This is a genomic window from Sphingomonas sp. DBB INV C78, assembly GCF_042693015.1.
Lineage (GTDB): Bacteria > Pseudomonadota > Alphaproteobacteria > Sphingomonadales > Sphingomonadaceae > Sphingomonas_E.
Genome location: NZ_CP170544.1, coordinates 3,118,910 through 3,138,196, shown reverse-complemented (window position 1 = coordinate 3,138,196; position 19,287 = coordinate 3,118,910). Strand labels below are relative to the sequence as shown.

Sequence of the window (19,287 nt, the reverse complement as noted above, 5' to 3'; positions counted from 1 at the left end):
GTCGAACGGTTATTCTGCCGCCATCGCCTGAAGGCGGCGCCCGGACCGGCAAAAGCCGGCTGGATTTAGGAGAGGACGGATGCTGCAACGCTTTCCGATGACCATACCGTTCGGTTGGTTCTTCGTCAGCTATAGCGACGAGATCGCGGCGGGCGAGGTGAAGCCGCTCCATTATTTCGCGCGCGACCTTGTCATATTCCGCGGCGAATCCGGCGTGGTCGGGCTGCTCGACGCCTATTGCCCGCATCTCGGCGCGCATATGGGCCATGGCGGCAAGGTGGAGGGCGATCTGCTGCGCTGCCCGTTCCATGCCTGGGCCTATAAGGCGGACGGCTTCTGCGCCGACATTCCTTATGCGCGGGTGATGCCGCCCATCTGCAAGCGCGAGCCGATCGCGCGGCCTTATCCCGTCGTCGAAAAGAATGGCGTGGTCTGGGCCTGGTATCATCCCGACCGCGCGGCGCCCGATTTCGATGTGATCGAACATGCGCCCTTCACCGAAGCGGGGTGGAGCAAGCCGGTCCGCCGTTTCTGGTCCTTCGCGAGCAACCCGCAGGAAATCGCCGAGAATGGCGTCGATTTCGCCCATTTCGAATATGTCCACGGGATGCAGGCGGTGCCCGAGGGCAAGACCACCTATGACCGCCATATCCGCCGCAGCGACGCCCATGGCGAACGCGCGGTGGCGATGCCCGACGGAACGACGAAGATCATCCCGTCCAGCGTTCAGACCATCCAGAACGGCGCCGGGCAGAAATTCACCCAATTGAAGGGCGTCGTCACTTTGTCGCTGATGGTGCTCGCCACGCCGGTCGAGGCCGATCAGGTGGAACTGCGCTTCTGCTTCACCTTTCCCGAAACGCCCGAAGGGTCGCCCCAGCACCAGGCCGCTTTGACCGCGATAGACTATACATGCGGCCAGACCGGCGTCGAAGGAGACATCCCGATCTGGCATCACAAGATCCATCGCGTCGAGCCTTTGCTCTGCGATGGCGACGGCCCGATCCTGCGTTTTCGGCGCTATTTCGCGCAATTCTACACCGACGATCAGACGCCGCAGCGCATGGCCGCAGGCTAGGCGGCCCCGCATCACGAAGAGATGGCGTGCGGGGGCATAGTTCACGCGCGACCGGAGAAGCATTGCTGACAGGAGAGACGGATATGGCCAGGCTACGCTTTGTTCAGGGTCCGGTTGCCGCCCCGGCAACCTCGGGGCTCAACAACACGGTGCGCACGGTGCGCGTGCTCTATGAAACCGATCCGGCGATCATCAACGCCCTGCTGCCGCGCCCGCTGGTGGCTGCGGCCCGCCCCGAAATCTATCTGCAGTTCGCGCATGTCGCGATGCATGTCAGCCCGGAAACCACGATGGAAATCGGCGCGCTGACGCTGGCGGTGATGTGCGAGCATGAAGGCACGCCGGGCGGCTATGTCTTCCACATGGCGATGGAGGGCGAAACCGTCGTCACCGGCGGCCGCGAGCGCTTCGGCGAGCCCAAGAAGGTGGCCGAAACGACCTTCGAGAAGAATGGCGACCGGCTGCGCGCCACCTGCTCGCGCCACGGCATCACCTATTTCGATCTTGAAGGCACGATCGGCGACGATCAGGGCAAGCCCGATCCGTTTGAGGAATATTTCTACTGCTACAAGGGTCTCCCCTCGATCACCACGCCCGGCGAATTCGATGGTGACGTCTGGCTGACGCGGCTCAACTGGAAGCGGGACTATAGCCTCAAGCGCCGCTTCGATGGCGCCATCCGCTTCCATGAATCGGCCTATGATCCGCTGGTCGACGTGCCGATCCGCCGCATCGTCAGCATGGATTATGTGGAGGGTGCGACCAACACCAGCGGCCAACTCCTCCGCACGGTGCCCAGCGAATGGATCGCGCCCTTCTGGGTGGGCCGCAACGACGCGCCGTCCAACCCCGGCATTGATGTCGCGCTGACCGACGCGCAGGCTGCCTGATGCGGGAGTTCAGGGATCGCGTCGCCGTCATCACCGGCGGCGCGAGCGGGGTAGGGCGTGCGCTCGGCCAGCAGCTTGCGGCCGACGGCGCCCGCGTCGTTCTTGCCGATATCGATCAGGCCCGGCTCGACGCGACCGCGGCGGAGATTGCGGGTGAAACCGGCGCTGACGTGGTCGGCATCAGGGTCGACGTCACCAAGGCGGAATCGGTCGAGGCGCTGGCGGACGCGGTCTGGCAGCGCCACGGCGCCACGCACCTCTTGTTCAACAATGCCGGCGTCGGCCTGGGCGAAGCGCAGCGGTCGATCTGGTCACTGCCCGCAAACGACTGGCATTGGGGCTTCGACGTCAACCTGTTCGGCGTCGTCTATGGCATCCGCGCCTTCGTGCCGCGGATGCTGGCGTCGGGGGAGGAAGGCGTCGTCATCAACACCTCTTCATCCAATGGCGGCCTGCGTTCGCTTCCCAATACGCCGATCTATGCTGCGTCGAAGGCGGCGGTGACGAGCGTGAGCGAGGTGCTCTACCAGCAACTCCTGCGCGAGGGCGACAAGGTGCGCGCCGCTGTGCTCTTCCCCGGACCGCATGTCGTCAACACCTCAATCCTCGCCTCCAAGCGCAATCGCCCGGCCGACTATGGCGACGATGACGGCAACAAGCCCGCTTATGAAACGATGGAGGATCTGGTCCGCACCACCGGCCTGAAGATGGCGCTCACCGAGCCCGAAGAGGTCGCGGCCTTCGCGCTCGCCGGCATTCGCGCCGGCCGCTTCTGGCTGCTGCCGGAAAGCTCGGAAAATGACGAGAAGGTGCGTGAGCGGGTGACCACGATGCTCGATCGCGCCAACCCCGTTTCGGCCTGGTAGGGGACGGGCAGATGGCAACCACAGCGATCGGCGAGCAGGCGAAGGCAGCGGAACCGGCGACCGCCTATCGCTGGTATGTCGTCGGCGTCCTGTCGCTGGCTTATTGCTTCAGCGCGATCGATGCGCGCGTGCTCACCCTGCTGGTGGTGCCGATCAAGCAGGATCTCGGGCTCAGCGATTTCCAGATCAGCCTGCTCCAGGGCTTCGCCTTCGCCTTGCTCTACAGTGTCGCGGCGATCCCGATCGGACGGTTCGTCGATACCAGCGGAACGCGCACGCGGATCATCATCGTCGGCGTCGCCTTCTGGTCGGTGATGACGATGGCCTGCGGGCTTGCGCGCAGCTTCGGCCATCTCTTTCTCGCGCGGATCGGTGTCGGCATCGGCGAAGCGACGCTCAGCCCCACGGCCTATTCGCTGATCAGCGACTATTTCGATTCCAAAAAGCGGGCGTTGGCGATCAGCTTCTACGCGATCGGCTATCCGATCGGCGGCGGCCTGGCGCTCATCATCGGTGGTGCGCTGTTGCAGCATTTCACCGCGGCCGGCGACAACAGCCTGCCCTTCTTCGGCGCGATGCAGCCGTGGCAGATGGTGTTCGTGATGGTCGGTCTGCCGGGCGCGGTGATCGTTGCCTTGCTGCTCACCATCCGCGAGCCCGTCCGGCGCGAACTCGCCAAGGGCTATGAAAGCCGCGCTATGCCGCTTTCGGAGACGTTTGCCTATTTGCGCGCGCATTGGCGCGTCTATCTGATGCTGATCAGCGCGATCTCGCTGATCGGCATGCTCTCGATCGGCGTGTCGCTCTGGTATCCGACCTTCCTGATCCGCACCTACGGCATGTCGGTGGCCGAGGTCGGCCTCTATTACGGCACGCTGATGCTGATCTGCGGCACGATCGGCACACTCGCTGGCGGCTGGTTATCGGGCCGATTGATGCGCGCGGGTCGGGCGGACGCCAATATGCGCATCGTGCTCGCTACGACGCTCATCAAGGCTTTACCGCTCATCATCGGGCCTTTGATGCCCAATCCCTGGCTGGCGCTCGCCTGCATGGCGGTAGGCACGCTGATCGGCCAGGCGGCGCAGGGGGTGATGATCTCCGCCATCCAGGATGTGACGCCAAACCAGCTTCGCGGTCAGGTGATGGCGCTCACCCTGCTATCGGTGAATCTCGTCGGGCTGGGGCTGGGCGCCAGTTTCATCGCCGCGATCACCGATTTCGTCTTCGCCGACGAAGCCGCGCTGCGTTACTCGATCGCGGTCGCCGGCGTGATCTTGCTCCCCATCATCATATTCATCCTGATGCTCGGCCTGCGGATCTACCGACGTCGCCTTGAAGAAATGAGCCTTGCCGTAGACGCCATTTGAGGATTCAGCGCCAAGGCGATTGGGCCGACTGGAATCGCCCTTCGCCGATCGTGCCACCGCAGGCGATAAGCATCGGCAATTGGGGACGAGTTCCCCGCATAGCTCGCGCCACCTGCCGCTTACTCCAAATGAGGGTGGCCCCTGCATCCGACGATGGCACTTTCATCCGGCAAAATGCGCAACGGCGCAAAAAATTTGGGAGTGGTTGGATGGCGGACTTCGACCTGGTCGTTCGGGGCGGCACCGTGCTCGACGGAAGTGGCTCCGAGGCCTTCGAGGCCGATATCGGAATTCGTGGCAGCAAGATCGTAGAGATCGGCACGATCCGGGGCCGGGGTCGGGAGGAAATCGATGCGCACGGATTGCTGGTTACGCCCGGCTTCGTCGACATCCATACCCATTATGATGGCCAGATTACATGGGAAGAACGGCTTGCGCCGTCCTCGAACCATGGCGTCACCACCGTTGTGATGGGCAATTGCGGTGTCGGCTTCGCGCCTTGCAAGCCCGAACATCGGGACATGCTGATCCACGTGATGGAGGGTGTCGAGGATATCCCCGAAGCGGTGATGGCCGAGGGGCTTCCCTGGACGTGGGAAAGCTTCCCCGACTATCTCGATATGCTCGATACCCGACGAAGCGACGTGGATTTTGCGGCCCAGCTTCCGCACGCACCCGTGCGCGTCCACGTTATGGGAGAGCGGGGTGCCCGGCGTGAACCAGCGACGGATGCCGATCTCGAGGCGATGACCAGGATCGTGCAGGAAGCGGTGTCGGCGGGTGCGTTGGGCGTGACGACGTCACGGAGCCTCGCGCACCGCACCCGCGAGGGCGAGCTTGCCCCGACGGTAACGTCGGAGGAGCGCGAACTGCAGGCACTCGCGCAGGGGCTGAAGCTTGCGAATGCGGGTGTGTTCCAGCTTATTCCGGGCGCGCAGGATGGTGCTGCAGACCCGGCCGAGGAAATGGCTTTATTCCGACGGATCACCCAAACATCTGGACGGCCACTGTCCTTCTCGCTGCTCCATCAGGCCCAACGGCCGGGCAATACAGCCCGTGTCCTTGAACTGCTCGAGCAGGCCAATGATGACGGTCTGCCGATCCGGGCCCAGGTTTTCCCGCGGCCGGTGGGTGTCCTGTTCGGTCTCGATCTGTCGTTTCATCCGTTCCGGTTCCGGCCAAGCTATGCCGCGATCGAGCATCTGCCGCTGGCGGAACGCGTGGCGGCCATGCGCGATCCGGAAATGCGCCGCCGCCTGCTGAGCGAGGAGCCCGAACACAGCAACGAAATCTTCCTCTGGTTTTCGCGGCAGTCGGCGGAACTTTATCCACTGGGCTGTTTGCCTGATTATGAACCACTGGCTGATCAGAACGTCGGTATCCGGGCCGCCGCTCTCGGCGTCCGCCCCGAAGAACTGGCCTATGACCTGCTGCTCGAACAAGAGGGGCATGCGACGCTGTTGCTGCCGGCGTCGAACTATGTCGATGCGAGCTTGGAACCCGTGCGCCAATTGCTCGAGCATCCGCATACACTGGTGGCTCTGGGTGACGGTGGTGCGCATTATGGCATGATCTGCGATTCCAGCTTTCCAACCTCGGTGCTGGCCTATTGGACGCGGGATCGGTCGCGCGGGCCGAGGCTCGCTTTGCCGGATGCCATACGGCGCCTTTCGCGCAGCAACGCGCTTGCGGTCGGCCTTGAAGATCGTGGACTGATTGCGCCCGGCCTGAAGGCCGATATCAATCTGATCGACTATGCGGCACTCCAGCTCGATGCCCCGCGGGCGGTCTACGATCTGCCCGGCGGCGGCCGGCGGTTACGCCAGGAAGCGCATGGCTATCGGGCAACGATCGTAAGCGGCGAGGTTACCTATCAAGACGGGATGGCGACCGGGGCGCTTCCCGGTCGGCTGGTGCGCGGAGCCTGGACCAGGCACTAAAGGCCAGGGCGGAAGCAGAACTCATCATCGGAAATTGTTCGCCCAAGCTTCCGCCAAATCTCCGACAGCCTGCCGCGTGGTCACAGGGTCTGGCGGCTGCTGACAGGGGACAAAGCCGACATAGGGAGATCGCGTAAGGCCGATCCGTCACCGGACAAAATCAAACTTCTGAGGACCGAAACACGCTTGATAAGATCGAGGGCCTGCGCACGGAAACGATCAATACGCCCTCAGCTGTCCGACTCTCGGTAGCGTTTGCTGGAACGCCTGTGGGAATATGTGTGGGAATGCCGCTTGGGCAAAGCTCCGCCTGCTCGAAAATCGCTAGGTTTTCTGAGGGTTTGGAGTGGCTCCCCCGTTAATCCACATTGCGAACTTCTTTCGGCTTCCTACGATGGAAGCTAGGAAATTGGTCACGCGTTACCGTGCCGCGTTCAAGAACGCGGCTTGAGATAGATCTATACGACGAACAATACGTCATTCACTGTCCAAAGTGGCGCAAGAAAACTTGCTATTCCCCGTTTTGGGGTGGCTGTTGTCTTGCGCTTGGAGGCAATAAATCAGCGTTCAATTCTGATCGTGGCACGAGGTCTAGCGGTTCATCGCTCGTGAAAACGTGTAGCTCGGCTCTCTCTCGGTTCGATCTGAAAGTGGTGATGGCTCAGGATTTTGATCGCCGCAAGGGGGAGGGCACTGAAGTGCCGCTTGCGCATCAATGCGAACAAAAGGGCTTAAATCTACCTTTTATGCGCTAATCAGCCCATGGTCAGGATCGTGAACTCAAAGGTGCTGCCGATCAGTCCGGGCATTTGCAGCAGAAGCACCAAATTCTGGGTTCCGTGTCGGCGTAGCTTTTGGGTTGTATGCGTGCGCCGCGGCTCAGGTACCGCAGCAGTTCAAGCGATCGACTGCGAAGCAAGATCCTGTGCCGCGTGCCGTTTGGCGGCCGCCGATTTGCGTTCGGAGTAACGATCGACGAGCTGTTCCGCGTGGCCGCGCGTCAGCACTGTGAACCGGACCAGTTCCTCCATTACGTCGACGATGCGGTCATAGTAGCTCGACGGTCTCATGCGCGCGGCTTCGTCGAACTCCTTGAAGGCCATGGCGACGCTCGACTGGTTGGGGATGGTGAACATCCGCATCCAGCGACCAAGCAGGCGAAGGGTGTTGACTGCGTTGAACGATTGCGACCCGCCCGATACCTGCATCACCGCGAGCGTCCGGCCTTGGGTGGGTCTCATGCCGCCGAACTCAAGCGGCAAATGGTCTATCTGCGCTTTCATGATGCCGGTAATCTGGCCGTGCCGTTCCGGGCTGCACCAGACCTGACCCTCCGACCACAAGGCATGCTCGCGCAGTTCGTGCACCGCGGGGTGATCGTCGGCCTTCACTTGATCGGGCAAGGGCAGGTCGCTCGGGTCGAAGATTCGCACTTCCGCTCCGAAGAGGATCAGCAGTCGCGCCGCTTCCTCGACCGCGAGTCGGCTGAATGAACGCTCACGGAGCGAACCATATAGCAGCAGGATTCGCGGCGGATGGTCGAGCGAGCCGAGGCCGGTCGCGAGATCAGGGCGAACCACGTCGCGATCGAGCGCCGGCAGGTAATCAGGGTCGGCAAGGATACGAAGACGCGACATCAGGCAATCCGTTTGAAAAGAAGGGCAGCACTCGCAGGGCAAAGCACTCGAAACTCGGCCGACCCAGCGATGGCGTCCGGCGCAGCGGCGCGTTCGGTGGCTTCATAGCCGTGCCGCCGGAAGAACGGTTCAGCCGTGGTGGTAAGCAGATAGAGGGCAGCGACACCCTCATCGGTTGCCGCCTGCTCGATCGCGCCGAGGATGGCAGCGCCCAAACCGGCTCCGCGTCGCTCAGGTCTTACGACCAAGGATCGCAGCAACCGGTGAGGTCCGTCACCCTCGATTCCGCCATAGCCAATGACGCCGGCGGCATCCTCGAAGCGAAAGAAGCGACGGTCCGGGTCGGCAAGATCGCTGGATGGCAGACCGGCGTCAGCCAGTTCGGCCGCCAGGTCGGACAGCGACGCGGTATTGACTAAGCTTGCGATCATGCCGGCACGCGTTGCTCGTACCAGGGCCGCGTCGCCTTCACGATCTTGACGACCGACAGCATGACTGGAACCTCGACCAGCACGCCCACCACGGTCGCCAGTGCCGCGCCCGAGTTGAGCCCGAACAGACTGATCGCGGCAGCGACCGCCAGTTCGAAGAAGTTGGAGGCGCCGATCAGTGCAGCTGGAGCGGCCACGCACCAGGCGACACCGAACCGGCGGCTCAGCCAATAGGCGAGCCCGGCGTTGAAATAGACCTGGATGAGGATCGGCACCGCGATCAGCGCAATGACTAGCGGATGGCCAATGATCGCCTGCCCCTGGAAGCCGAACAGCAGGACCAGCGTCGTCAGCAGTGCGACCAGCGACACAGGACCCAGCCCCGCCAGTAGCCGGTCAAGCGCAGACTGCCCGCCCGATGACAGCACCGCGCGGCGGATCAACTGCGCGACTATCACCGGCACTACGATGTAGAGCAGCACAGATATCAGCAACGTATCCCATGGGACGGTGATGGACGCGACGCCGAGCAGCAGGCCCACCAAGGGCGCGAAGGCGAACACCATGATGATGTCGTTCAGCGCGACCTGGCTCAGGGTGTAGGTGGGCTCGCCGTCGCAGAGGTTGGACCAGACGAACACCATCGCCGTGCAGGGGGCGGCGGCCAGCAGGATCAGGCCGGCAATATAGGAGCTGATATCGGCGGCAGGCAGGAGCGGCCGAAATAGCCAACCCAGGAACAGCGTGCCGAGCAGCGCCATGGAGAACGGCTTCACCGCCCAGTTGATGAACAGCGTCACCCCGACGCCCTTCCAGTGCTGCCTGACCGATCCGAGCGCGCCGAGATCGATCTTGAGCAGCATGGGGATGATCATCAACCAGATCAGCACGGCGACCACGAGGTTGACCCTGGCGACCTCAGCGGATGCAATGACCGCGAACAGACCTGGCAGCGCATAGCCGAGCGCGATGCCAACCACGATGCACAGCGCCACCCAGACGCTGAGATAGCGCTCGAACAGGCTGATCGCCGGCCTGGCCGGCGCCAACGCTTCAACAGTGGTGGTGTTCATGATGCGACCCGCTGGCCGCTGTCATCGATGACGCGCTCGCCGTCCTCCTTCGTGAACGCGCCGCGCTGATCGCACGGCAGCAGGTCGAGCACCTCTTCGGACGGCCGGCACAGCTTCACACCGAGCGGCGAGACCACGATCGGCCGGTTGATCAGGATCGGATGCTCCATCATCGCATCGATGAGCCGGTCGTCGCCGAGGGACGCATCGTCGAGCCCCAACTCGGCGAAGGGCGTGCCCTTCTCGCGCAGCAGGGCGCGTGGTGGGCTACCCATTCGATCGAGGAGCGACACCAGCATCACTCGCGACGGCGGGGTCTTCAGATATTCGACGACATGCGGTTCAATCCCTGCGTTGCGGATCATCGCCAGCGTGTTGCGCGAGGTGCCGCACTCGGGATTGTGGTAGATGACGATGTCGACCGCGGCGCTGCTCATGCGCTTGGCGCCTTCTCGCCGGTGACGTCGGCGCGATCCTGCTCCTTGCCGATGCGGTTCAGCCTCGTCTGGAGGCTCATCTTGTCCAGGCCTTCGAAAGGCAGGTTGGTGAACAGCGATATGCGGTTGAACAACATACGGTAGGTATCGAAGAACGCCGCGTGTTGCACCGTCTCGGTATCGTCGATCGAAGCCGGGTCGGGCACGCCCCAGTTGGCGGTCAGCGGTTGTCCTGGCCAGACAGGGCAGAGCTCATTCGCGGCGTTGTCGCAGACAGTGAACACGAAATCCAAGGGCGGCGCGTCGGGTCCGGAGAACTCTTCCCAGCTCTTGGAGCGGAAGCGGCTCGTATCGTGGTTGAGCTTCTCCAGAAGGTGGATGGTGAAGGGATGAACCTCGCCCTTTGGTTGACTTCCGGCACTGAACGCCTTGAAGCGGCCAAGCCCCTCGCGGTTGAGGATGGCCTCCGCCATGATCGAACGGGCCGAGTTGCCCGTGCAGAGAAACAGGACGTTCAATAGTCGTTCGGTCATGACGAGGTCCTTTCAGGCGGCTCGACAGGCAAGAAGATCGTCGGCAAGCGGGTGGCAAAGCTCGGCCCGTCCGCCGCAGCAGTCCTTGACCAGGAAGAGCATCATCGAGCGGAGTGCATCGAGATCGGCGCGATAGTTGATGATGCGGCTGCGCCGTTCCGCGTGGATCAGTCCGGCGCGCGCGAGCGTCGCCAGATGCACCGACATGGTGTTCTGTGGCACGTCGAGCGCCCGCGCGACCTCGCCGGCGGCGAGCCCGTCCGGCTCGTGCCGAACCAGAAGACGAAAGGCGTCGAGGCGGGTGCCCTGCGCGAGCGCACCGAGGGCGACAATGGCCGAATCATTATCCATATATCCACAATAGTAGATATTAGGGCATTGTCGAGGGCAGCGGTTCCAGGACAGGGCAGATCAGGAGGAGAGCTTGGCCAAGATTGGGCAGTCAGGCCGATCATCACCGTGGCAACGCGCCGCCAGATCGAGCAACGCGTGGCGCATCTCCTGGAGGGCGTCGGCCTTCCGGCCAAGGTCGGCCGCGCGCGATTCCGCCAACGCCTTGACCTCAGAACTGGTGCGATCGCGATCGGACCAAAGCCCAAGCAGCTTTCGGATCTCTTCGATCGGAAAGCCGAGATCGCGGGCATTGGCTATGAAGCGAAGGCGATGGACGTCCGCGTCGCTATAATCGCGATAGCCACTATCCCGTCGCGGCGCCGACGGGATCAGACCGATCTTCTCATAGTGGCGGATCATCCGCTGCGAAACCCCGCTTGCGCCCGATGCACCGCCAATGTTCATAGCGTCACCCGATTGAGGCGCAGCGCATTGGCGACCACGCTGACCGAGGATAGTGCCATCGCTGCCGCGGCGATGATCGGCGAGAGCAGGATGCCGAAGATCGGGTAGAGCAGACCCGCCGCGATCGGGATACCTGCGGCGTTATAGATGAACGCGAAGAACAGGTTCTGGCGGATATTGGACATGGTCGCTTCGCTGAGCCGGCGCGCGCGCACAATGCCATTGAGATCGCCCTTCAGCAGCGTCACGCCAGCGCTTTCAATCGCGACATCCGTGCCGGAGCCCATCGCGATGCCGACATCGGCGGCAGCGAGCGCGGGCGCGTCGTTGACCCCATCGCCTGCCATGGCGACGATGCGCCCCTCGCCCTTCAATCGCGCGACCACCGCGCTTTTCTGATCCGGCAGCACTTCGGCTTCGACATCGTCGATCCCGAGCTTGCGTCCGACCGCTTGCGCCGTGGTGCGGTTGTCGCCGGTCAGCATCACGACCCTTATGCCCTCCTTGCGGAGCGCGGCGATGGCCTCGGCCGATGTCGCCTTGATCGCATCGGCAATGGCGAGGATCCCGGCTGCTTGCTTATCGATACCGATGAAGATGGCGGTCGCGCCGTCCTGGCGCAGCTCGTCTGCCTGTCGCTCAAGAGCACCGACGTCAATTCCGCTTTCGGAGAGGAAACGGGCATTGCCGAGCGTGATGCGCTTGCCATCCACCGTGCCGAAGGCGCCCTTGCCGGTTGGCGAATCGAAGTCCGTGACTTCGGGAAGTGCGATCCCCCTGTCCTTGGCGGCGGCGACCACGGCCAGCGCCAGCGGATGCTCCGACGCCCGTTCTACGCCCGCGGCGAGCCGCAGCACCTCGGTCTCTTCATAGCCCGGTGCGGGAATGATGCGGGTGACCGATGGCCGCCCCTCGGTCAGCGTGCCTGTCTTGTCGACGACGAGTGTGTCGACCTTCTCCATCCGCTCCAGGGCTTCGGCATTCTTGATGAGCACGCCAAGCCCCGCGCCCCGGCCGATGCCGACCATGATCGACATCGGCGTCGCAAGCCCCAATGCGCAGGGGCAGGCGATAATGAGGACGGCGACGGCGGCTATCAGGCCATGGGCCAGACGCGGTTCCGGCCCCCAGATACCCCAAACGCCAAAGGCAATGAGTGCGATCAGCAGGACGGCGGGCACGAACCATCCGGCGACTTGGTCGGCCAATCGCTGGATAGGTGCCCGCGAGCGCTGCGCGTCAGCGACCATCTGGACAATGCGCGCCAGCATCGTGTCGCGGCCCACCTTCTCGGCGCGGATGACGAGCGCCCCGCTCTGGTTGATCGTTCCACCGATGACCACGTCACCGATCGACTTCGTGACGGGCATCGATTCTCCCGTCACCATCGCCTCGTCGAGCGAGGATCGACCCTCCTCGACCTTGCCATCGACCGGCACCTTTTCGCCCGGCCGAACACGGAGCCGATCGCCGACAACGACCTGGTCGAGCGAGACCTCCTCGTCATTCCCGTCGGCACCAATGCGGCGCGCGGTCTTGGGGGCGAGGTTGAGCAGCGCCTTGATGGCGCCCGAGGTCCGCTCGCGGGCACGCAGCTCGAGAACCTGTCCCAGCAGGACCAGGACTGTGATGACGGCGGCGGCCTCGAAATAGACCGCGACCGACCCATCGGCTGCGCGAAACGCCTGCGGAAAGGCCGAAGGGACAAGCGTCGCCACGACGCTATAGCCCCAGGCGACCCCGGTCCCCATCGCGATCAAGGTGAACATGTTGAGGTTGCGCGTGCGAAGCGAAGCCCAGCCGCGCTCGAAGAAGGGCCAGCCCGCCCACAGCACGACGGGCGTCGCAAGGACGAACTGGATCCAGGTTGAGATCGTTGGCGGCACGATGTGATGAAGGGCGGGGAACAGATGTCCGCCCATCTCCAGAAACAGCACGGGCAGGCTGAGCACCAGCGCGACCCAGAAGCGCCGGCTCATGTCCTTGAGCTCGGGGCTCGGCCCGCTGTCGGCCGTGACCATGGCGGGCTCGAGTGCCATGCCGCAGATCGGGCAGGCGCCGGGATGGTCCTGCCGTATCTCGGGGTGCATCGGACAGGTCCAGATCGCTCCCGGCCCAGCCGCGACCGATTGATCGACGCGATCCGTCAGGTACTGTTTCGGATCGGCCACAAATTTCGAACGGCAGCTTGCGCTGCAGAAATGCCAGGTCTCGCCATCATGATCGGCATGATGCGGTGTCGTCGCCGGATCGACGGTCATCCCGCAGACGGGATCGATCACATGATCCGGGCCCGCACCGTGGGTCTTCCCGTTCGCGTGACCGGCGCAGCAGCCATGATCGTGACCGGCGTGCGCCGTGGATTTAGACTCGGACATTCCCGTTCTCCTTCTCGACGCGATCCCATCTAGGGTCTGACATCGTGTCAGGGTCAAGGGTCGCAATGATATTGGCTATCCGGTGCTCACCGGCTCGAGCGTGCCGAGCCATGCAACCAGCCCCAGGATCCCGACCGCCATTATGGTTTCCAGTGCGAGGCTGCGCCGCAGGGTCGAGAGCGCTTGCGCATGATCCCGGCGCTCGATTGCCCGTTCAAGGCTGGGTGTCAGCCGGAAGCGGTTGGCCGCAGCCATCGCCAGCATGCCGAGAAACAGGACGATCTTCGCCAGCATCAACTGGCCCCAAAGGCCGCTTGCAGCATGCGTCACATTGTCGATGCCGACGAGGAACAGCCCATTGACGAGCCCGGTGACGACGATCAGCCCGACAATGGCGGTGCCGACGCCGGCGAAGCCATCCAGCGCCCGGTGCAGCGTTCGGACCGGCGCAGCGCCGTCCTTCGGCGAGGCCCGCGACACCATGAGCAGCAATGCAAACAGGGCGCCGATCCACGCACCCGCCGCAAGCAGATGCAGGATGTCCGCCCCGAGATGGACCATTCCCGCGCCGCCCTCGGTGGCCGCGCCATGGCCTGACCAGGCGAGGCTCGAGAGCCCGACCCCTGCGGCGACCGAAATCGTGCCGAGCACGGCAACGGGATGACGCGGAAGAAAAAGGCTAGCGAAGAGGCAGACGGCCAGCGCGGCCATGCGAACCAGAAAGGCGGTGCCGACCGACGTCTGGGCGAGCAGCATGGTCAGTGTGCCGGGCTCGACCTGGAGAGGGCTGGTTCCGACCATGGCAGCGGCCATCGCGACGAATCCGATCGCGGAGAGGGCGATGCCGGCGATCGCCAAAGCCCCGGCAAGCGGGCGGAGCGGCAGCAACCCGGCGTGATGCCGCTCCCCGCCCCGAAGCCCGTAGAGGCCGAAGAGCGGAAGCCCAAAGAGCAGGGCCAGGTCGCCATAAAGCGCGAAGCGCGCTGCAATGACGATCCAGTCATTCACGTCTCAGCGCACCGTGAAGGTCAGATGGCCTTCGACGCGATGCGTGTCGTTGGAGACGACATGCCAATGGGCGTCATAGGTGCCGGCCGGAAGCGGCCTGGGCAGCGCGGCGACGAGACTCTTGCCGTCCTGCGACACGCTGGTCTTGAACCCGGCAATCTTCATCGGCGCATGACTGGCCATGCCAGGCATCCCGGTCATGACCAGATCCAGGCCCGACATCTGCGGCATCAGCGTCTCGCTGAAGGTGAGCGTGATCTGGGTCGGTCCGCTCACGGTCGATCCGGCGACGGGCGTCGCCGACACCAGCTTGGGATGCGCCAGAACGGGGGTGGCGATGGCAAGGGTCGCAACAGTGGCTGCGAGCATGAAATTTCGGAAGCGCGCCATGAGATTCTCCGTGGGGGTGGTACGGGGAATACGCGCGCCCGCGGCCAATCCCTCATCAGGTGATTGCGATGCTGCTATGAGGGATCGGGGACGCCGATGCGTAATATCGGCTGAGAGCGTGGAGAATGACGCATGACCAATATTGACGCAGAACTGGCGCGACTGCGCGAGATGCCTGTCCACCCGCGACTGGCGTCGATCGACGCGGCCGTCCTGGCGGGCGTGGCCATTCACGCCGCGGGCTCGCGTCCGCTTTCCGGCACGGTCTTCGGAATGGCCGCGCTCGCGGCGCTCACGATAGGGATCGCCGGCTCGGCGCTGCCCGGCGCGCCCGTCAGGGCGGCATCTATCGCACCTTTTGGCGCTCCGCCCGCATTGGCGCCCTCGTCCTTGCTGGGCGGCGGCGAATGAACGACCGCCGCCGCCTGCTGCTAATCGCACTGATCGCCTTTGCCGCGGCGATCGCGGGGGTTCTGGTCGGGCGCGCCTATGTCGCACGGCAGACGCCGGTCGAAACCGAGCTGCACACGCTGCTTCATAGCCAGCTCGAATTGGATGTCAGTCAGCATACGAAAATCGAGGAGATCGAGCGGCGGTTCGCCGTGCGCAAGCAGGCGCTCGAATTCGAACTGCGTGCCGACAATGCGCGCCTCGCCGATGCGATCGAGGCGGAGCATGGCTATGGGCCGCAGGTCAGCGCGGCCGTCGATCGGTCGCACCAGGCGATGGGCCAGCTCCAGAAGGAGACGCTGGAACATATCTTCGCGATGCGCGGCGTGCTCCGTCCCGATCAGGCCGCCCGGTTCGACCAGGCGGTGGTCAAGGCACTGACGGCCAAGGAGCGGTGACGCTCGATCTCGCCGGCTGCTCGGACGGCGAACTGGCCGCACTGGCGCTCGCCGGCCGGCAGAGCGCCTATGGCGAACTCATGCGACGCCACCGCGATCCGGTGTACCGGCTGGTCCGGGGGCACGTCGGCGATGCCGATGCCGCGCTCGACGTCACCCAGCAGAGCTTCATCGCGGCCTTTTCCGCGCTGGGCCGCTATGACGGAACACGCCCGTTCCGGGTCTGGATGGCCCGGATCGCCATCAACAAATGCCATGACTGGACGAGGCGGCGCGCCGTCCGCAGGCTGTTCTCCTTCGCGCTGCCGATCGACGCGGCAAGCGATGTCGCCGACGAGGCCGCGACGCCGGAGGGGCTTGCCTCGGATCGCCAGCAACTCGAGCGGACGATGACGGCGATCGCCGCCTTGCCCGATTCGCTCAAGGAGCCGCTGATCCTGCGCACGATCGAAGGACTGTCGCAGGCCGAGACGGCGCTGGTGCTGGGGATCAGCGAGAAGGCGGTCGAGACGCGCGTCTATCGCGCGCGCGCCAGGCTGGAGGAAAGTTTGAGGGATTGACGCGGTCCCTGCGTATTTCCCGGTAACGGCGTCAATAGGGGTTGCCCAGTCATGCGTTCATCGAACCTGGATCGCCGCGCGTTGCTGCGTGGCGCCGCGCTTGGCGGCGCGGGGCTGGGCCTTGCCAGCTGGTTTCCGGCCTGGGCGCAGCCGGTATCGGCCGGGATCGCGCGTCCGCTGCCGACGATCAGTGGAACCGACATTGCGCTCAGAATCGCGCACCAGATGATGATGATCGACGGGCGCGAGAGCCACGCGATCGGTATCAACGGCACGATCCCGGCGCCGCTCATCCGGCTGCGGCAGGGCCAGACGGTCCGGCTGTCGGTCACCAACGACCTCGATGACGAGGACAGCTCGATCCACTGGCACGGGCTACTCGTGCCGTTCCAATTCGACGGCGTTCCCGGAATCAGCTTCCCGGGCATCAAGCCGAAATCGACCTTTGTCTATGAGTTCCCGATCATCCAGTCGGGCACCTATTGGTACCACAGCCACTCAGGCCTTCAGGAGCAGCTCGGCCATTATGGTCCGATCGTGATCGACCCCGAGGGCGAGGATCCGATCGCGTCCGATCGCGAGCATGTCATCGTGCTGTCCGACCACAGCCAGATGCACCCGCATGCGATCTTCCGTAAGCTCAAGCAGCAGGCCGGCTATTTCAACTATCAGAAGCAGACGCTCGCGCGCCTGCTCGCTGGAAAGGATCAGCCGCTCAAGGATCGGCTGGAATGGGGCCGGATGCGGATGGATCCCTCCGACATCTCCGACGTGACCGGAGCGGCCTATACCTATCTCGTCAACGGCCATGGGCCGAAGGATAATTGGACGGCATTGTTTCGGCCGGGCGAGCGGGTGCGCCTGCGCATCGTCAACGCATCGGCGATGACCAATTTCAACGTGCGGATTCCCGGCCTGCCGATGACGGTCGTGCAGGCCGATGGCCAGAATGTCCGGCCGGTGACAGTCGATGAGTTCCAGATCGCCATCGCCGAAACCTATGATGTCATCGTCACGCCGCCCGACGAGCGTGCCTACACGTTCGTCGGCGAGGCGGTAGACCGCTCGGGCCTTGCCCGGGCGACACTTGCACACCGCGAGGGCATGGCGGCCGAAGTGCCCGCGCTGCGCGAGCGGCCGCTCGTGACGATGAAGGACATGGGAATGGACATGTCCGGGATGGATCACGGCGATAGCGGCGGTACGCTCGACCTCAGCGCGCCCGACCCCGCCATGCCGGCAATGGATCATGGCGCGATGGCGGGCGCGACCGCCCCTGGGCAATCCGGCTCGAAGATGCCCGGCATGGACCATGGCGCGATGGGCGGGATGAGCATGAACATGCGCGATCCCAAGAATGCGCCGCAGGTGAAAATCGGCCCGGGCGTTCAGACGATCGCGCCGATGCCGATGGATCGCACCGGCGAGCCCGGCACCGGGTTGGAGAATGTCGGTCACAAGGTGCTCGTCTATCGCGACCTGATGGCTCTGACTCGCAACCCGGACGTTCGCGCGCCCGACCGCGCGATGGAAATCCACCTGACTGGCAACATGGAGCGGTTCATGTGGTCGTTCGACGGCGAGAAGCTCAGCGAGGTGAAGGCGCCGATCCCGTTCCTCAAGGACGAGCGCGTCCGGGTCACGCTGGTCAACGATTCGATGATGTCGCATCCGATCCACCTGCACGGACACTTTTTCGAGCTGGTGACCGGCCACGCCGAATATGCGCCGCGCAAGCACACGGTGAATGTGCTGCCGGGTGGCAAGGTGACGTTCGACGTGACCGCGGACGCCGTCGGCGATTGGGCGTTCCACTGCCATATGCTCTACCACATGCATGCCGGGATGATGCGGGTCGTCTCGGTACGCCCGCGCGGAGAAGCAGCATGAGAGGGATTCTGCTTCTGGCGGGCGTCGCCCCCCTGCTGTTCGCCATCCCGGCCATGGCGCAACAGGCCGATCATTCGAACATGCCCGGCATGCAGATGCCTGCGCCAAAGAAACCGGCAGCCAAGCCTAAACCCAGGCCCCAGGCCAAACCCGTGCGCCGGGCACAGCCGAAGCCCGCGCCGAGCCCGCCCGCTGTAACTCCCGCAGCTCCGGCACCCACGGCCGACCCACATGCCGGCCATGGCATGCCGGTGACGCGGGGCAGGGACATGCCCGACATGCAGACCCCTGCGGCCCCTGGCGCGCCGGACCCGCACGCTGGGCATGACATGTCCGCAATGCCTGGCATGCCGGGAGGCGATGCAGCGACGCAGCACGGGACAGTCGGCACCGCATTGCCAGCCGGAAACGCACCGGCCCCGCCACCGCCTTCCGACCACTATGCCGATCGCGTCTTTCCACCCGACGAGATGGCGCGCGCGCGCTCGGCGCTGACCCGCGAGCATGGCGGCACCTCGACCTATCAGGTGATGCTCAACCTCGCCGAATATCAGGTGCGTGACGGTCGTGACGGCTATCGTTGGGACGGTGAAGCGTGGTTCGGCGGGGACATCAACCGGCTGACGCTCAAGTCGGAGGGCGAAGGCAGCTTGGGCAACGGCGTCGATGGCGCCGAAGTCCAAGCGCTCTACAGCCGTGCGCTCGACGCCTATTGGAACCTGCAGGCGGGCGTCCGCCACGACTTCCAACCCAAACCGTCGCGCACCTATGCGACGATCGGCATCGAGGGGCTCGCTCCCTATTGGTTCGAGGTCGAGGGCGCGCTGTTTCTGTCCGACAAGGGCGATGTCCTGGCCCGCGCCGAGGGTTATTATGACCAGCGCATCACCCAGAGGCTGATCCTGCAGCCGCGCGTCGAACTGAACTTCGCAGCGCAGGATGTTCCCGAAAACCGGATCGGGTCGGGGCTCTCCAATGCCGAACTGGGATTGCGCCTGCGTTACGAGATCCGACGCGAGTTCGCGCCCTATGTCGGCATCTCCCATGAGTGGAAGGTCGGCGATACCGCGCGCTATGCGCGCGCGGATGGCGAGCGAACGCGAGCTACGAGCTTCGTGTTCGGCATCAGGACCTGGTTCTGAGGAGCGCTCGCCTCCGCA

Annotated in this window: 20 protein-coding genes; 10 read left to right on the top strand and 10 right to left on the bottom strand. The window is 64.2% G+C overall.

The window, feature by feature from the left end:
* The first annotated feature begins 79 nt into the window (after positions 1 to 79).
* From ACFB49_RS14685 to ACFB49_RS14665, 5 genes are all read left to right on the top strand, one after another.
* The gene (locus ACFB49_RS14685; protein ID WP_380871974.1) at positions 80 to 1,078 is read left to right on the top strand and encodes a Rieske 2Fe-2S domain-containing protein; all 999 of its coding nucleotides are present in this window, start codon (positions 80 to 82) and stop codon (positions 1,076 to 1,078) included.
* An 83-nt stretch (positions 1,079 to 1,161) separates the two neighbouring features.
* Positions 1,162 to 1,968, top strand: a complete 807-nt coding sequence (locus ACFB49_RS14680; protein WP_380871973.1) for an acetoacetate decarboxylase family protein — start codon at positions 1,162 to 1,164, stop codon at positions 1,966 to 1,968.
* Positions 1,968 to 2,834, top strand: coding sequence for an SDR family NAD(P)-dependent oxidoreductase (locus ACFB49_RS14675; protein ID WP_380871972.1), 867 nt, complete (start codon positions 1,968 to 1,970; stop codon positions 2,832 to 2,834). Before ACFB49_RS14680 ends, ACFB49_RS14675 begins: the two co-directional genes overlap by 1 nt.
* 11 nt (positions 2,835 to 2,845) lie before the next feature.
* Positions 2,846 to 4,204: an MFS transporter gene (locus tag ACFB49_RS14670; protein WP_380871971.1), complete on the top strand. Its 1,359-nt coding sequence runs from the start codon at positions 2,846 to 2,848 to the stop codon at positions 4,202 to 4,204.
* A 209-nt stretch (positions 4,205 to 4,413) separates the two neighbouring features.
* A complete protein-coding gene (locus ACFB49_RS14665; protein ID WP_380871970.1) occupies positions 4,414 to 6,144 on the top strand; it encodes an amidohydrolase family protein in 1,731 nt (576 codons plus the stop codon).
* An 896-nt stretch (positions 6,145 to 7,040) separates the two neighbouring features.
* Here ACFB49_RS14665 and arsH read toward each other — a convergent pair.
* The 10 genes from arsH to copC all read right to left on the bottom strand — a co-directional run bounded on the left by arsH (position 7,041) and on the right by copC (position 14,829).
* Positions 7,041 to 7,781, bottom strand: coding sequence for an arsenical resistance protein ArsH (gene arsH, locus ACFB49_RS14660; RefSeq protein WP_380871968.1), 741 nt, complete (start codon positions 7,779 to 7,781; stop codon positions 7,041 to 7,043).
* Entirely contained in the window at positions 7,781 to 8,212 is a 432-nt protein-coding gene (arsN2, locus tag ACFB49_RS14655; protein WP_380871966.1) for an arsenic resistance N-acetyltransferase ArsN2, read from the bottom strand. The genes arsH and arsN2 overlap by 1 nt, the downstream gene beginning before the upstream one ends.
* On the bottom strand, positions 8,209 to 9,285 hold the full coding sequence (gene arsB / locus ACFB49_RS14650; protein WP_380871965.1) for an ACR3 family arsenite efflux transporter: 1,077 nt from the start codon (positions 9,283 to 9,285) through the stop codon (positions 8,209 to 8,211). The genes arsN2 and arsB overlap by 4 nt, the downstream gene beginning before the upstream one ends.
* The gene (gene arsC / locus ACFB49_RS14645) at positions 9,282 to 9,722 is read right to left on the bottom strand and encodes an arsenate reductase (glutaredoxin) (protein WP_380871964.1); all 441 of its coding nucleotides are present in this window, start codon (positions 9,720 to 9,722) and stop codon (positions 9,282 to 9,284) included. Before arsC ends, arsB begins: the two co-directional genes overlap by 4 nt.
* On the bottom strand, positions 9,719 to 10,255 hold the full coding sequence (locus ACFB49_RS14640; protein WP_380871963.1) for an arsenate reductase ArsC: 537 nt from the start codon (positions 10,253 to 10,255) through the stop codon (positions 9,719 to 9,721). The genes arsC and ACFB49_RS14640 overlap by 4 nt, the downstream gene beginning before the upstream one ends.
* 12 nt (positions 10,256 to 10,267) lie before the next feature.
* Positions 10,268 to 10,606, bottom strand: a complete 339-nt coding sequence (locus ACFB49_RS14635; protein WP_380871962.1) for an ArsR/SmtB family transcription factor — start codon at positions 10,604 to 10,606, stop codon at positions 10,268 to 10,270.
* 60 nt (positions 10,607 to 10,666) lie between these two features.
* Positions 10,667 to 11,053, bottom strand: a complete 387-nt coding sequence (cueR, locus tag ACFB49_RS14630) for a Cu(I)-responsive transcriptional regulator (protein WP_380871961.1) — start codon at positions 11,051 to 11,053, stop codon at positions 10,667 to 10,669.
* Positions 11,050 to 13,431: a heavy metal translocating P-type ATPase gene (locus ACFB49_RS14625; RefSeq protein ID WP_380871960.1), complete on the bottom strand. Its 2,382-nt coding sequence runs from the start codon at positions 13,429 to 13,431 to the stop codon at positions 11,050 to 11,052. Before ACFB49_RS14625 ends, cueR begins: the two co-directional genes overlap by 4 nt.
* A 75-nt stretch (positions 13,432 to 13,506) precedes the next feature.
* A complete protein-coding gene (gene copD, locus ACFB49_RS14620) occupies positions 13,507 to 14,439 on the bottom strand; it encodes a copper homeostasis membrane protein CopD (protein WP_380871959.1) in 933 nt (310 codons plus the stop codon).
* A 3-nt stretch (positions 14,440 to 14,442) separates the two neighbouring features.
* Complete coding sequence (gene copC, locus ACFB49_RS14615; protein ID WP_380871958.1) at positions 14,443 to 14,829, bottom strand: copper homeostasis periplasmic binding protein CopC; 387 nt, start codon at positions 14,827 to 14,829, stop codon at positions 14,443 to 14,445.
* A gap of 132 nt (positions 14,830 to 14,961) precedes the next feature.
* Between copC and ACFB49_RS14610 the strand changes: the two genes are divergently transcribed.
* From ACFB49_RS14610 to ACFB49_RS14590, 5 genes are read left to right on the top strand one after another with little or no spacing between them, the layout of a single operon-like run.
* Positions 14,962 to 15,240: a hypothetical protein gene (locus tag ACFB49_RS14610; RefSeq protein ID WP_380871956.1), complete on the top strand. Its 279-nt coding sequence runs from the start codon at positions 14,962 to 14,964 to the stop codon at positions 15,238 to 15,240.
* The gene (locus ACFB49_RS14605) at positions 15,237 to 15,677 is read left to right on the top strand and encodes a periplasmic heavy metal sensor (RefSeq protein WP_380871955.1); all 441 of its coding nucleotides are present in this window, start codon (positions 15,237 to 15,239) and stop codon (positions 15,675 to 15,677) included. The genes ACFB49_RS14610 and ACFB49_RS14605 overlap by 4 nt, the downstream gene beginning before the upstream one ends.
* Complete coding sequence (locus ACFB49_RS14600; protein ID WP_380871954.1) at positions 15,674 to 16,237, top strand: RNA polymerase sigma factor; 564 nt, start codon at positions 15,674 to 15,676, stop codon at positions 16,235 to 16,237. The genes ACFB49_RS14605 and ACFB49_RS14600 overlap by 4 nt, the downstream gene beginning before the upstream one ends.
* 51 nt (positions 16,238 to 16,288) lie before the next feature.
* Entirely contained in the window at positions 16,289 to 18,127 is a 1,839-nt protein-coding gene (locus ACFB49_RS14595) for a copper resistance system multicopper oxidase (protein ID WP_380871953.1), read from the top strand.
* A complete protein-coding gene (locus ACFB49_RS14590; protein WP_380871952.1) occupies positions 18,124 to 19,269 on the top strand; it encodes a copper resistance protein B in 1,146 nt (381 codons plus the stop codon). Before ACFB49_RS14595 ends, ACFB49_RS14590 begins: the two co-directional genes overlap by 4 nt.
* Positions 19,270 to 19,287: the final 18 nt, after the last annotated feature.

Coding starts and splice junctions, on each gene's coding strand:
- ACFB49_RS14685 (WP_380871974.1), top strand. CDS start 80: ATGCTGCAACGCTTTCCGATGACCATACCGTTCGGTTGGTTCTTCGTC.
- ACFB49_RS14680 (WP_380871973.1), top strand. CDS start 1,162: ATGGCCAGGCTACGCTTTGTTCAGGGTCCGGTTGCCGCCCCGGCAACC.
- ACFB49_RS14675 (WP_380871972.1), top strand. CDS start 1,968: ATGCGGGAGTTCAGGGATCGCGTCGCCGTCATCACCGGCGGCGCGAGC.
- ACFB49_RS14670 (WP_380871971.1), top strand. CDS start 2,846: ATGGCAACCACAGCGATCGGCGAGCAGGCGAAGGCAGCGGAACCGGCG.
- ACFB49_RS14665 (WP_380871970.1), top strand. CDS start 4,414: ATGGCGGACTTCGACCTGGTCGTTCGGGGCGGCACCGTGCTCGACGGA.
- arsH (WP_380871968.1), bottom strand. CDS start 7,781: ATGTCGCGTCTTCGTATCCTTGCCGACCCTGATTACCTGCCGGCGCTC.
- arsN2 (WP_380871966.1), bottom strand. CDS start 8,212: ATGATCGCAAGCTTAGTCAATACCGCGTCGCTGTCCGACCTGGCGGCC.
- arsB (WP_380871965.1), bottom strand. CDS start 9,285: ATGAACACCACCACTGTTGAAGCGTTGGCGCCGGCCAGGCCGGCGATC.
- arsC (WP_380871964.1), bottom strand. CDS start 9,722: ATGAGCAGCGCCGCGGTCGACATCGTCATCTACCACAATCCCGAGTGC.
- ACFB49_RS14640 (WP_380871963.1), bottom strand. CDS start 10,255: ATGACCGAACGACTATTGAACGTCCTGTTTCTCTGCACGGGCAACTCG.
- ACFB49_RS14635 (WP_380871962.1), bottom strand. CDS start 10,606: ATGGATAATGATTCGGCCATTGTCGCCCTCGGTGCGCTCGCGCAGGGC.
- cueR (WP_380871961.1), bottom strand. CDS start 11,053: ATGAACATTGGCGGTGCATCGGGCGCAAGCGGGGTTTCGCAGCGGATG.
- ACFB49_RS14625 (WP_380871960.1), bottom strand. CDS start 13,431: ATGTCCGAGTCTAAATCCACGGCGCACGCCGGTCACGATCATGGCTGC.
- copC (WP_380871958.1), bottom strand. CDS start 14,829: ATGGCGCGCTTCCGAAATTTCATGCTCGCAGCCACTGTTGCGACCCTT.
- ACFB49_RS14610 (WP_380871956.1), top strand. CDS start 14,962: ATGACCAATATTGACGCAGAACTGGCGCGACTGCGCGAGATGCCTGTC.
- ACFB49_RS14605 (WP_380871955.1), top strand. CDS start 15,237: ATGAACGACCGCCGCCGCCTGCTGCTAATCGCACTGATCGCCTTTGCC.
- ACFB49_RS14595 (WP_380871953.1), top strand. CDS start 16,289: ATGCGTTCATCGAACCTGGATCGCCGCGCGTTGCTGCGTGGCGCCGCG.
- ACFB49_RS14590 (WP_380871952.1), top strand. CDS start 18,124: ATGAGAGGGATTCTGCTTCTGGCGGGCGTCGCCCCCCTGCTGTTCGCC.